Raw genomic sequence first — 11,845 nt, 5'->3', positions numbered from 1 at the left:
TCGAAACAGGAAGCCTCGGGGTCGTTCGGAAGACAAAGTCTTCCGTGATGACGAGAGACGAAGTCTCTCGAACCACTTGACCCCGAGGCGATTCACACCGTGCGCTCCGCCGCTGTCGTTTCGTAGGCGTTCTCCTCTCGCTCGTAGGGAAACGAGAGTGTCACGCTCGTACCGCCGTCCTGTCGGTCGGTAAACTCGAGGTCACCCCCGACGTTGTTGACGATCCAGCTGACGAACCAGAGTCCGAGCCCCGATCCGTGGGCCAATTGCGTCTCCTCACCCTGAAGAACTGCCCGTCGCTCCGAGACGGGAATGCCGTCACCGTCGTCCGCGACGGTGAACTCGAGACGCGACGTCAACGGGTACTCGACGACTTCGGCGGTGACTTCCACAGTCAGCGGTTCGGCTCCGTCGTTGGATCCACCGGTCGACGGTATCGCCTGATCCGGCCGATCGAGTTGCGTTCGGCCGCGGTGGTGTTCGACGGCGTTGTCGACGAGTTCGTCGAGCGCGTCGACGACCGTCTTCTCGATCGTTGGCATCCGGGAGTCGGCGGTCGGCGTTTCCGTGCGTGTCACGATCCGAACACCAGGGTACGCAGCTTTCGCTCGATCGACGACGGCTCTGACGGCGTCGGTGGCGTCTATCGTCTCGCCGCGGTCGCGTCGCTCGAGTTTTTGTTCGACGCCACGTGCCTTGTCGGCGGTCTCGAGCAGATCGTCGATCTCCTCGCGGATGGGGTCGACGTGACGGCGCTCGAGCGTCTCGTCGTACTCGCCGACGAGGTTAGCGTGCCCACGGATGACGGTGAAGGCGTTTCGGAGGTTGTGCCGGAGAACCCGGTTGAGGACCTGTATTCGCTGTTCGCGATCGATCCGGTCGGTCACGTCGCGGGCGACGACGACGTGGCCTGTCCCGTCGTCTCTCGTCGTCATCCTGACGCTTTGCCGGAACGTGGTCCCGTCGATTCGCGTTCCCGTCAGATCCCCTCGCCAGTAGCCACAATCGTCGAGAGCCGGCATCGCCTCCTGTTCGATCGTGACGAGCGATTCGTTCGTGTACCCCTCATCCCACATTCGACCCTCGAGTCTCGCAGGATCGCCAACGCCGTACAGCGACGCGTACGCTCCGTTGACCGAGTCGAGACGGCCATCGACGACGACGGCGATGGCGTCCATCGCAGCATCGATCGCGTGAGTGAGCCGGTTAGTTTCACGGCGCTGACTCGCTCGATCTTCGTGGAGATGTCCGAGGGCGGTTCCGAGGGCGACACCGACGCTCGTCGTCGTCAACAGCGCGATGCCGAGTTCCCTGGATAGGGACCCATCACTGGGAACCGCGAGGACGATACTCCAGACGGATCCGACGGCGACCAACACGCCGCCGCCGATGGCACAGCCAGCGACGACGGGGGCCCGCCGTCGGTCGCGCTCGAGAACCGGCTTTCGGATGTCGTACCAGACGAGCGCACACCCGACTGCAACAGGGACCCACAGGTCGAGTACCACTGCGGGAAACCCACCGCCGACAGTCGTCCCGAAGATACCGGCGACGGAGATCAACACGATCCCGACGACCAAAAGCGATCGCTCGCGGACGCGACCGAACACGAACCGAGCGCGTGGCGACATCGTTGTGACGGATCATCATGTGAATACTCGACACATAAGTCAATTGGCTGTTGTGTGACACGTGACGGAAATTCGTCAATACCACGAGCGCCGACACATGTTCGCGAATTCGTGGGACAGTCGAGCGGACTCGATCGACCAGATGTCCCAGACCACAGATCCGACACAGACACAGAGCCGGAGCACGAGGCCTCTATGAGGATCGCAACCGTACGTGGCGGTATGGTCATCGCATACCTCGCCTTGCGTGATCGACTCCTGGTCTGTCGACGCGACGCCGCCCCCAATCGCTGGGATCTGACCGCCCGACTCGAGGGCCACAGCCTCGAGTGCGTCGCCGCCTCGTCTGGGGCTCCAGAGCGAGTGTTCGTCGGTACCTTCGAGGATGGACTCTACCGCTCGACCGACGGCGGTGACTCGTGGTCGCACCTCGAGATCCCCGCCGGAAGCGACGCGATCACGTCGATCGCGATCGATCCGAACGATGCGGAGACGGTCTACGCCGGCACCGAGCCGAGTCGCGTCTACCGCTCGACCGACGGCGGCGACTCGTGGACACACCTCGAGGGAATCGCCGACCTCCCCTCCGAAGACGAGTGGTTCTTCCCCCCGCGACCGCACACCCATCACGTCCGGTGGCTCGCGGTGGATCCGTTCGATTCGGATCGCCTCTACGTCGGCATCGAAGCCGGCGCGTTCGTGCTCAGTACCGACGGCGGCGACACCTGGTTCGAGCGCCCAGAGGGCTCGAGACGCGACAACCACAGCCTGGCGACACACCCCGACCGCGAGGGACTGGTCTACAGCGCCGCCGGCGACGGCTTCGCCGTCTCGACGGACGGCGGCGAACGCTGGAGCCACCCCCAGGAGGGACTCGAGCACCGGTACTGCTGGAGCGTCGTCACCGATCCCGGCGATCCCGACACCGTGATGGTCTCGAGTGCGAGCGGGGCGTCCTCGGCTCACACCGCGGAGTCCGCAGAGTCGTACGTCTACCGCCGTCGGGGCGACCAGCCGTGGGACCAGCTCGACGACCGCGGACTCCCGACCGGCGAGAGCGTCGTCCGCGCCGTCTTCGATACGACCGACGAGGACGGCGTCGTCTACGCCGTGACCAACCTCGGGCTGTTCGTCACCGACGATTTCGGCGACCGCTGGGAGCGCGTCGAAATCGGGTGGGACGAGGAACTCGAGGCGCAGACGCCGCGTGGACTGGTCGCACTGTCGGTGTGACGCCGAAGTGTTCGAGCCCCGATATCGGCGTGATCGTGGTGTTGGGGCGCTCGAAGACGGCCTGATCGGGGCTGCTCACCCGCCGCTCACCCGTCCTCACGCGCCTGCTCGAGGAACGCGACGATCACGGCAGCGTGGACCGGGGCGACGATGGCGCTGCTCGCCACCGCCCCAACGTGAGGGACAGCGGCGAGCAGCCACGCGCCCAGTCCGAACAGGAGGATCAGGCCGAAGATGGACCAGCCGCATCCCGCGGTTAGGTCGAAGCTCTCCTCGAGGGCCGCGGGGAGCGAACGGCCGTCGACGACGAGTCCCGGCACGGCGAACAGCCGCACGAACAGGTAGAGGTAGATCGCGAGCCAGACGAGACCGAACAGCCCCATTCCCTGGAGCAGGTCGATCGAGCCGAGCGCTCGGTTGACCAGGTCGACACCCAACGCGAACCCGAGAAGCGAGACGAATCCCCGCAATCGAGCCTGGCCGTCCATCGCACGAGTGATCGTGAGGACGCCCGCGGCGACGACGACGAGCACGGCGACGGCGGACAGCCCGACGCCCCAGACGAGATACGGGATCTCGAGTCCGACCAGCGACTCGAGTCGAACCCCCGTCTGTGTCGCCCCCGCCGGGTAGCCGACGAACTCGATCTGGACGTCGATCCCGTCCGCGACGAGCGGTTCGCGCACGATCGCGGGAATCGGGTCCTGCAGCCGAAGCGCGTCGACGAGCGAGAGGACGACTCCGGCGACCAGGAACGGAACGACCAGCCACGGATCGGTCCGGAGTATCTCGAGTCCCCTCGAGAGCACACCGGGCGATCGAGCGCGCCCCGGACCGGCCCCGCCACTGGTGGACGAGCCGTCACCGTCGGGGGGACGGCCCGGATCGCGGACCGTCGGCGTTTCGTCGTCGTCGAACCGGTCCTCACGATCGAACCGGTCGTCGTCGAACCGGTCGTCGCGATTGGATGGCTCGTCCGCCATCTTACGATCCCTCCTCGAGCGCGAGGACGCCATCGTCGGTGGTGACGTAGACCGTCCCGTCGCCGACGACCGGCTGGGAGACGACCGTCGGGTCGTCGTAGCTCCACAGTCGTTCACCCGTTTCGGCGTCGACGGCGAGCAGTTCGCCGGTCCAGTAGTAAGAGACGTAGACGACGCCGTCGGCGACGGCGGGACTCGCCGCGTGACCGTACTCCGCCGTCCACTCGGCGTCGCCCGTCTCGAGGTCGATCGCGTGTAGCTCCTCGTCGCCGTCGGAGACGAACGCCGTCCCGTCGGCGACGGCGGCGCTTCCCCGATCGGCGTTCCCGCCGTGGTCGTAGGTCCACACGACCTCGCCGTCGTCGGCATCGAGGAACACGACGGCGTTGCTGGCTGGAACGACCACGCCATCGTTCGTCGCGGTCGGCGGTAAGCTCCCGACCGTCTCGAGGTCGACGCGCCAGCGCTCCTCGCCGGTGTCGGCGTCGACGCTCGCCACCACCGAACGCGCGTTCGAGGCGAAGAGTTTGCCGTCCCGTACGGCCGGCCGGTTCGCCGGACTGGCGTGTCGACCGCCCACCGCGTACCGCCACTCGAGGCGGCCGCTGTTGCCGTCGAACGCGGCGATTCGATCCGTTTCGGGGAGGGCCGCGTACACCGTTCCGTCGACGGCGACGGGCGAGGGTTCTCTCGGCTCGGCGCTGAGATAGCCACTCGGGGGCTCTTCCGGCGCGTGCCAGCGCTCGAGGCCAACAGTCCGGCCCGGCAGTTCGTAACCGCCGGTCGCGTCGAGCCCGTAGATACCGGCACGCCCCGAGAGAGCCAGCGCGTCGGATCGGTACGCACTCGTCTCGACCAGCGCCGGCGTCGAGAAGAACGGTCCGTCCCGGGCGAATCTGGTGGAGCCGGTCTCGCGTTCGAGGGCGGCCAGCGATCGCCGGCCGACGACGTACAGCGTGTCGCCGACGACGATCGGCGGTGCTGATCCGCGGATCGACGCGTCCGGGTCCCGCGTCCACGCCTCGCGGACCTCCGCCTGCGGGCCGGAGGCGTCGGGACCGAAACCGGATCCCGCCGCGTCAGACCGCGCCATCGGCCACTGGCTCTCGAACCCTGTCCCGTCTGGAGTGAGCGACGGCGCGGCCGACGTCCGGCCACCGCCATCGGCGGCGAGGACACTCGTTGCGCCGAGCATCCCGGCGACAGAGACACTACTCGCCGCGAGCAGTCGTCGTCTGGAGGGCATCGGATTCGACCTCGGATGGGCGACGTGAAAGTTTTTCCATACGTTCGGGCGTCCGGCTCGAGGCGGCTGTCAACTCACACCGATCCGTGCCGTCACTCGGCTCCGAGACGGGCCGACCCGCCGGTTCGAAATCCTTTTAGGCGCTACACGGGGATAGTAGTGTAACTGAGTGATATCATGGACGTCGACATCATCTCCGAAACGGAGAATCCCATGTTGCACAGGACGGACGTGACGTTCGAACTAAACCACGACGAGGCCACCCCCGAGCGCCTCCAGGTCCGAGACAGCCTCGCAGCGAAGCTCAACAAGGACGCCGACGAGGTCGTCATCCGGAAACTCGACACGAAGTTCGGGATGCGAAAGACCGTCGGCGAGGCCAAAGTCTACGAGACGGCCGACTTCGCCCGCGACGTCGAGCGCGACCACATGCTCGAGCGAAACAAGATCGTCGCCGACGACGGCGAGGGCGACGCCGAAGCGGAGGAGGCGTAAATGGCGCGATACGAACTCTACGGCGACGACGGGAGCGTCGAGGGCGAGCAGTGTCCCCGCTGTGGCGACACCTTCCTCGCCGACCACGGCGACCGCAAACACTGCGGGAAGTGTGGCTACACCGAGTGGGAGTAACGAGCCGGTGATCCGACTCGAGCCGTGAACGACACCACCCGAGTACTCGGGATCGAAGGCACCGCCTGGGCGGCCAGCGCGGCCGTCTACGATTCCGACTCCGACGACGTTTTCATCGAAACCGACGCCTACCAGCCCGACAGCGGCGGCATTCACCCCCGCGAGGCCGCCGAACACATGCACGACGCGATCCCCCGCGTCGTCGAGCGAGCGCTCGAGTACGCCCACAAGAGCGACGACGGCCCGACCGACGACCCCCCGGTCGACGCCGTCGCCTTCTCCCGGGGCCCCGGCCTCGGTCCGTGTTTGCGCATCGTCGGAACCGCAGCGCGGGCACTCGCCCAGACGCTCGACGTTCCCCTGGTGGGCGTCAACCACATGGTCGCCCACCTCGAGATCGGCCGTCACACCGCCGACTTCGACGATCCGGTCTGTCTGAACGCCAGCGGAGCGAACGCACACCTCCTCGCCTACCGTAACGGCCGCTACCGCGTCCTCGGCGAGACGATGGACACCGGCGTCGGCAACGCGATCGACAAGTTCACCCGCCACGTCGGCTGGAGTCACCCTGGCGGACCGAAAGTCGAGGCGGCGGCCGAAGACGGCGAGTACGTCGACCTCCCGTACGTCGTCAAGGGGATGGACTTCTCCTTTTCCGGGATCATGTCGGCCGCAAAGCAGGCTTACGACGGCGGCTCAGCGAACGACGTGAGCGCAGGCCCGTCGGAGTCGCCCGACGGTGGCGTTCCGGTCGAAGACGTCTGTTACTCCCTCCAGGAGAACGTCTTCGGGATGCTCACGGAGGTTTCCGAGCGGGCGCTCTCGCTGACCGGGAGCGACGAACTCGTACTCGGCGGCGGCGTCGGACAGAACGCCCGCCTGCGCGAGATGCTCGCCGAGATGTGCGACCAGCGCGGTGCCGAGTTTCACGCGCCAGAACCCCGATTTCTCCGGGACAACGCCGGCATGATCGCCGTCCTCGGCGCGAAGATGTACGCGGTCGGCGACACCCTCGCACTCGAGGACTCGCGCGTCGATCCGAACTTCCGACCCGATCAGGTCCCGGTGACGTGGCGCGAACCGGCATCCGATTCCGCTAGCTCCGACGACGGACAGCCAGCGTCCGAAACGCGCGTCCGGGGCGCAGAAGCCGTCGTCGACCTCGAGCCCGAGGCCGGCCGCGTACAAAAGCGACGGCGAGCGAAGAGCTACCGCCACCCCCAACTCGACGAGCGCCTCCGGCGCGAGCGCACCACGCTCGAGGCGCGCCTGACGAGTCTCGCTCGTCGGGAGGGAGTTCCAACGCCGGTCCTCGCCGACGTCGACCCGCTCGAGGCACGACTCGAGTTCGAGTACGTCGGCGACGCGGACCTGCGGGACACTCTGTCCGAAGAGCGCGTTCGAGACGTCGGCCGTCACCTCGCAACACTCCACCGGGCGGGTATCGTCCACGGTGATCCGACGACGAGAAACGTGCGTACGACCGACGAGCGGACGTACCTCATCGATTTCGGTCTGGGCTATCACACCGACCACGTCGAGGACTACGCGATGGACCTACACGTCTTCGATCAGAGTCTCGTCGGGACCGCAGACGACCCCGAGCCACTGCGTGACGCGGTCCGCGAGGGGTACCGCGAAGCCGGCGACGAGGGCGTACTCGAGCGCCTGCGAGACGTCGAGGAGAGAGGCCGGTACGTCGTCGACGAACCGTAATCGCCCCGTCGAAAACGACATTGGCGATCCAACCGGTTTCCGGCCGCTTTTAAGATGGGGCGGGCCGTTCGCTTCCCCATGAAACGGATCATCGAAACGGACGAGGCGCCGGCGGCCGTCGGCGCGTACAGTCAGGCGACGACCGACGACTCGCTCCTGTTCACCGCCGGACAGATCCCCCTCACGCCCGACGGGGACCTCCTCGACGAGGAGTCCATCGAAACCCAGACCGAACAGGCACTCGACAACCTCCTGGCCGTCCTCGAGGAGGCGGGCGCGAGCGCCGATGACGTCCTCAAGGTGACCGTCATGCTCGAGGACATCGACGACTTCGAGGCGATGAACGAGACCTACGCCGGCTACTTCGACGACGAGCCGCCGGCCCGAAGCGCGGTCGAGGTCGCTGCCCTCCCGAAAGGCGTCGGCGTCGAGATCGAGGCAATCGCCTCACTCGAGTGATCGACGACCGCGCATGTTCGAACTCCGGACCCCCTCGCGACGAGTGAGCTCGGCGCTGCTGTGGGGAGCCGTCGGCTTCATGGCGTTTCTGGTCCTCGTCCAGGGCTACGCCCTCCTCGTCTCGCCGCTCGTGACAATCGTCCAGGGGGCCGCCGTGGCGATTCTGGTCGGTCTCGTGACAGCCGGCTGTGCGTACGCCATGGAGTACCGGATCGCGGCGTGGTCGGCGCGACGCGCGAGGAGTGAAACCGAGTCACACGGCAGCGACGGTAAAAGTAAGAGTTAAACGACGGACGTGGCTAGGTTCACCCGAGCCAGGATGGCCGAACGGTAAGGCGCACGCCTGGAAAGCGTGTTCCCTTTGGGATTCTGGGTTCAAATCCCAGTCCTGGCGTTTTCGCGATTTCGATACCGACGAGCGCTGCGTGGCGACGCGAGCGATTCGAAGTCCCGAAAACGCCACAAATCCCAGTCCTGGCTGCCGTGACCGGCATCGTCAGCGCCAAAAAAGTCCGTGAGCGGCCGGTCCCTACCGAGTGGGGCTCGAGAAGGCTGTTGGAACGGTGTACGGAGACCCGTTAGTCCCCGCAGACGGGCGGCGCGTCGCTCGAGGCCCCGCCGACGCGCGTTCCTCGGTAGTACACTGTAACCCTCGCGTCCCCGTTACGGGCCTTGACCCAGAAGGTTTCGGCCGTGGCGAGATCGTTCTCGACTGTGATCGTTCCCTTCCTGCGAGTCCCGGCAACTTTGTAGGTGAACGTCAGGTCGGTGTCCAACCCGTGGTGGATGTAGAACTGCGCCCTGTGGTTTTTGGGATCGGTATCCTCAGGGTTGAACGCTACGCGCCCTTTGACCTTGTCAACGGGCACGTGTTGTCCGTGTTTCTTCCCCTTCTTGCCTTTCTTCCCTTTTCGCTTGCCTTTCTTTCCTTTCTTCCCTTTCCGCTTGCCCTTCCCGTCGTACTTCTTATCTCGACGCTTTCCTTTCTTCCCTTTCCGCTTGCCTTTCTTGCCTTTCCGCTTGCCCTTCCCGTCGTACTTCTTATCTCGACGCTTTCCTTTCTTGCATTTCCGGTCTTTTTTCTCTCCAGCACTGACTGTCGTCGCACCAACGGCGGTGCCACCGACGAGTGCTCCGCTGACTGCGATACCTTTGATGGCCGCACGTCGTGAGATTCGATCGTCGTCTGTCATGGATATCCCTCCAGTACGACGGCGTCACCGTCGAACTGGCGAGTACCGACAGCTTCGTTCAGCCCACGTTTTGTTATCAATGAGGTACCGATTTTAACGAAACTCCTACCGGTCGGACTGTTCCTGGGCGACGAGACAGACGGAAGCTGACAGGAACCGTTGGTCGTCGTTCCCAGAACAGTCGTTTTAGACCTCCGATTCTACCGAGTAACCAGTACAACGGTCTTTCTGGGGCAGTCTCGTGTAAATCAGTACCAGCGAAACCACGACCTATCCGTCGATTCACCGGCGCGTACGGGTTGCTGTACCGATGTACCGGCACAACCGCAGTACGTGTCGCGGTTGCACCGGAAATGACTGACAGCAGTCCGTATCACTGGTACAGACTCCGTCCGAGACGCCGATCGTGGCGAAGAGAAGCCGAGAAAGACTCGCTTGTCGATCGGCTAGAGGACGATTTCTTCGCGGATCGAACCGCCGCGATTGCCCGTCCGATCACGACTCCAGAGACCCGAAGAAAGTCGCGAGATATAGATAGTCGGAATCGAACGAACGGGTGTGAGACGACGACGGCTCTGGTTGGGTATCACGTTCTGTTTCGTCGCCGGTGACGCGATGGCGATGCAGATACGGGGTGCGTTACTCCCGAACTTCGAATCCGCGTTCGGTGTCTCGGAGTCGTTACTGGGGCTGGTCGCGCCAGCAGGAACGGTCGGCTTCGTCGTGGCCATCGTACTCGTCGGCCTGATCGCAGGACGCCTCGATGCGCGTCATATCCTCGTGCTCGGATCGGCGGCGATGGCGCTGTCGCTGTTGGCGGTCGCCATCGCACCGGCGTATACCGTGTTTCTGTTGGCCCTGCTGGTTCAGGGAGCAGCCGCCGGCGTGTTTCGGGCGATCGACCGGCCGCTGTTGAGTCATCTCTATCCCGAACGGATCGGGCGCGTGTTCGCACTCTACGGGCTCGCGTGGGCCGTCGGAGCCGTCTCCGGCCCGGTGATCGCGAGCGCCGTGTTACTGGTCGCCGACTGGCGAGCCACGTACGTCTTACTGGGCCTGTCGATCCTCCCGATCGTCGCCGCCGTCTGGGCGCTCGAGACGCCGTCGGAGTGGGACGAACGCCGACTCGAGCGCGAGACCCTCGTTCGGCTGCTGTCGAAACCGGGAATCCCCGGAACGATGGTAGGGTTGGCGATCGTCGGCGGGATCGAAGGGACGCTGTTCACCTGGCTACCGTATTACGCGGGAACGTTTCTCGACCGGACGACCGCGAATCTGGCGCTGTCGGTCTTTCTGCTGGCGTACGTCCCCGGTCGGTACGCCTACTCGAGACTGATCGAGTCGGTGGCGTATCTGCGATTGCTGACGGTGACGACCGGGCTCGCGGTTCCAGTGTTAGCCGTCGTGGTCGGCTGGAGACACGTCGGCATGCTCGCAGCGGTTTTCTGTGCCGGCATGTTGCTGTCCGCGTTGTTTCCCGTGCTGTCGGCCTACGGCGTCGAACTCGCACCGGAGTACAGCGGACCCGTGAGCGCACTCACTACCGCGGCGACGTACGGCGGGATCGCGATCGTTCCGGCCGTCGTGGGCGTCGTCGCCGAAGCGACGAACATCGGCGTCGCGATGTGGATCCCAGCCCTGCTCACGGTCGCGCTCTTCGTCGTGGTTCTCCTCACGTGGACCCGCTCGAGCGACCGACGAGCGTAATCGTCGACAGACACGTCTACGGTGTTCGACGCCGCGACCGCCGAGTTCAGCGCCTGCCGGTCACGTACGTCTGGTCGTGGTCCGGAAAGAGCTCCGCGACCGCATCCGGGCCGTCCTCGGCGGCAATAATTTCCCGGAGTTCGGCCTCGTAATCCGCTCGTTCGATCTCCTCGCTCGGACCCGCGACTACCTCGAGGTGGGCTTCAACGAGCCGATCGACAGCCGTTCGACCGAACCCGGACAGCGGGGCGACGTACTCGACGTCGTGGCGGTCTTCGAGGCTCTGAGCCTGTGCCCGCGAAACCGTTGGCACCCGATCGTCCCGTCTGGTTCCGTCGGCGATCACGTCGAATCCATCGCGTGCGGCCCGCTCGAGGGCGTGTTGGTGGACCAACTGAATCCCGTTTCGCGGAAATCCGTCCGCTCGGATCCGATCGACGGCGTCGTGGGCGACGTCAGGGTCGAGGTCGAGACGTTCGAACGGGAATCCGATCGTCTCGGCGCTCGAGCGGGCGTGTTTCCAGTCCTCGCTGATGCCGAACTGTGCCGTGACGAGCGTGACGTCGTAGAAATCCTCGAGGAGGAGCGCGGCGAGCGTCGAGTCCTTCCCACCGCTGTAGAGGAGTCCGAGCTCCATCAGCGCCGCTTGATGTCGAAGCTCTTGGAGTCCGGTTTTAGCTCCTTCAACAGCTGTTTCATTTTGTCGTCGTCGATCTTCCCCTGGATGCGCCCGCTCCGGGCGAGGGCGAGCACCTGTTGTTCGACCTGCTCGCCGAATTGCGGTTTGCTCATCTTGACGGTGTTGAGCCGTTTGCGAGCGTCGTCGGTCAGATGCTGGCGCAACAGCGCCTGTTTTTGCGCCTCGGCCTGTTGCTGGGCAGCCTCTTGACCGGCGCTTGCCTCGCCGGAGTCGGCTTGCTCCTGTAGCTGCTCCATTTTCTTCTGTCGGAGCTCCTCGAGTCGCTCCTCGTCGGGTTCTCCGCTCATACGTACTGGATTGTTTGGCAGCGGGGAAAATGATTACGGACCACACTCACCAGTGACGAC

13 protein-coding genes and 1 tRNA gene are annotated in these 11,845 nt (G+C 65.1%); 8 read left to right on the top strand and 6 right to left on the bottom strand.

All coding sequences use genetic code 11. The features are described from left to right. Window positions 1-92: 92 nt before the first annotated feature. Complete coding sequence (locus GRS80_RS14010; protein WP_160048096.1) at window positions 93-1,631, bottom strand: HAMP domain-containing sensor histidine kinase; 1,539 nt, start codon at window positions 1,629-1,631, stop codon at window positions 93-95. A gap of 222 nt (window positions 1,632-1,853) precedes the next feature. Between GRS80_RS14010 and GRS80_RS14005 the strand changes: the two genes are divergently transcribed. Then, the gene (locus tag GRS80_RS14005) at window positions 1,854-2,864 is read left to right on the top strand and encodes a hypothetical protein (RefSeq protein WP_160048095.1); all 1,011 of its coding nucleotides are present in this window, start codon (window positions 1,854-1,856) and stop codon (window positions 2,862-2,864) included. Between the two features lie 86 nt (window positions 2,865-2,950). Here the strand turns inward: GRS80_RS14005 and GRS80_RS14000 are convergent, their stop codons facing one another. Together GRS80_RS14000 and GRS80_RS13995 are read right to left on the bottom strand one after the other, a co-directional pair. Then, window positions 2,951-3,847 (bottom strand): hypothetical protein, encoded by an 897-nt coding sequence (locus GRS80_RS14000; RefSeq protein WP_200840396.1) that lies wholly within the window; start codon window positions 3,845-3,847, stop codon window positions 2,951-2,953. Window position 3,848: 1 nt separating this feature from the next. After that, window positions 3,849-5,093: a PQQ-binding-like beta-propeller repeat protein gene (locus GRS80_RS13995; RefSeq protein WP_160048094.1), complete on the bottom strand. Its 1,245-nt coding sequence runs from the start codon at window positions 5,091-5,093 to the stop codon at window positions 3,849-3,851. A gap of 177 nt (window positions 5,094-5,270) precedes the next feature. Here GRS80_RS13995 and GRS80_RS13990 point away from each other — a divergent pair, with 177 nt between their 5' ends. The 6 genes from GRS80_RS13990 (at window position 5,271) to GRS80_RS13965 (ending at window position 8,292) form a co-directional block, all read left to right on the top strand. Next, window positions 5,271-5,588 carry a 30S ribosomal protein S24e gene (locus GRS80_RS13990; RefSeq protein WP_160048093.1) on the top strand — a complete coding sequence of 106 codons (318 nt, stop codon included), beginning with the start codon at window positions 5,271-5,273 and terminating at the stop codon, window positions 5,586-5,588. After that, window positions 5,589-5,723, top strand: a complete 135-nt coding sequence (locus GRS80_RS13985) for a 30S ribosomal protein S27ae (protein WP_160048092.1) — start codon at window positions 5,589-5,591, stop codon at window positions 5,721-5,723. Window positions 5,724-5,747: 24 nt separating this feature from the next. After that, on the top strand, window positions 5,748-7,439 hold the full coding sequence (locus GRS80_RS13980; protein WP_343161587.1) for a bifunctional N(6)-L-threonylcarbamoyladenine synthase/serine/threonine protein kinase: 1,692 nt from the start codon (window positions 5,748-5,750) through the stop codon (window positions 7,437-7,439). A gap of 78 nt (window positions 7,440-7,517) precedes the next feature. Further along, window positions 7,518-7,898, top strand: coding sequence for a Rid family detoxifying hydrolase (locus tag GRS80_RS13975; RefSeq protein WP_160048091.1), 381 nt, complete (start codon window positions 7,518-7,520; stop codon window positions 7,896-7,898). Window positions 7,899-7,911: 13 nt separating this feature from the next. Then, entirely contained in the window at window positions 7,912-8,184 is a 273-nt protein-coding gene (locus GRS80_RS13970; protein ID WP_160048090.1) for a hypothetical protein, read from the top strand. Window positions 8,185-8,211: 27 nt separating this feature from the next. Continuing rightward, window positions 8,212-8,292 (top strand) — tRNA-Ser (locus tag GRS80_RS13965). Between the two features lie 184 nt (window positions 8,293-8,476). Here GRS80_RS13965 and GRS80_RS13960 read toward each other — a convergent pair. After that, window positions 8,477-9,091, bottom strand: coding sequence for a hypothetical protein (locus GRS80_RS13960; protein ID WP_160048089.1), 615 nt, complete (start codon window positions 9,089-9,091; stop codon window positions 8,477-8,479). 558 nt (window positions 9,092-9,649) lie between these two features. Here GRS80_RS13960 and GRS80_RS13955 point away from each other — a divergent pair. Further along, entirely contained in the window at window positions 9,650-10,798 is a 1,149-nt protein-coding gene (locus GRS80_RS13955; RefSeq protein ID WP_200840395.1) for an MFS transporter, read from the top strand. 46 nt (window positions 10,799-10,844) lie between these two features. Here GRS80_RS13955 and GRS80_RS13950 read toward each other — a convergent pair whose 3' ends face one another. Together GRS80_RS13950 and GRS80_RS13945 are read right to left on the bottom strand one after the other, a co-directional pair. Next, entirely contained in the window at window positions 10,845-11,435 is a 591-nt protein-coding gene (locus GRS80_RS13950) for an alpha hydrolase (protein WP_160048088.1), read from the bottom strand. Beyond that, window positions 11,435-11,785, bottom strand: coding sequence for a DNA-binding protein (locus GRS80_RS13945; RefSeq protein WP_160048087.1), 351 nt, complete (start codon window positions 11,783-11,785; stop codon window positions 11,435-11,437). Before GRS80_RS13945 ends, GRS80_RS13950 begins: the two co-directional genes overlap by 1 nt. Window positions 11,786-11,845: the final 60 nt, after the last annotated feature.

Origin of the sequence: Natrialba sp. INN-245, assembly GCF_009807105.1 — an archaeon.
GTDB classification, from domain to species: domain Archaea; phylum Halobacteriota; class Halobacteria; order Halobacteriales; family Natrialbaceae; genus Natrarchaeobius; species Natrarchaeobius swarupiae.
The sequence above is the reverse complement of the archived record's forward strand: the minus strand, read 5'-3'. Positions and strand labels throughout refer to the sequence as shown.

Coding starts and splice junctions, on each gene's coding strand:
- GRS80_RS13990 (WP_160048093.1), top strand. CDS start 5,271: ATGGACGTCGACATCATCTCCGAAACGGAGAATCCCATGTTGCACAGG.
- GRS80_RS13950 (WP_160048088.1), bottom strand. CDS start 11,435: ATGGAGCTCGGACTCCTCTACAGCGGTGGGAAGGACTCGACGCTCGCC.
- GRS80_RS13970 (WP_160048090.1), top strand. CDS start 7,912: ATGTTCGAACTCCGGACCCCCTCGCGACGAGTGAGCTCGGCGCTGCTG.
- GRS80_RS14005 (WP_160048095.1), top strand. CDS start 1,854: ATGGTCATCGCATACCTCGCCTTGCGTGATCGACTCCTGGTCTGTCGA.
- GRS80_RS13975 (WP_160048091.1), top strand. CDS start 7,518: ATGAAACGGATCATCGAAACGGACGAGGCGCCGGCGGCCGTCGGCGCG.
- GRS80_RS14000 (WP_200840396.1), bottom strand. CDS start 3,847: ATGGCGGACGAGCCATCCAATCGCGACGACCGGTTCGACGACGACCGG.
- GRS80_RS13985 (WP_160048092.1), top strand. CDS start 5,589: ATGGCGCGATACGAACTCTACGGCGACGACGGGAGCGTCGAGGGCGAG.
- GRS80_RS14010 (WP_160048096.1), bottom strand. CDS start 1,631: ATGTCGCCACGCGCTCGGTTCGTGTTCGGTCGCGTCCGCGAGCGATCG.
- GRS80_RS13995 (WP_160048094.1), bottom strand. CDS start 5,093: ATGCCCTCCAGACGACGACTGCTCGCGGCGAGTAGTGTCTCTGTCGCC.
- GRS80_RS13945 (WP_160048087.1), bottom strand. CDS start 11,785: ATGAGCGGAGAACCCGACGAGGAGCGACTCGAGGAGCTCCGACAGAAG.
- GRS80_RS13960 (WP_160048089.1), bottom strand. CDS start 9,091: ATGACAGACGACGATCGAATCTCACGACGTGCGGCCATCAAAGGTATC.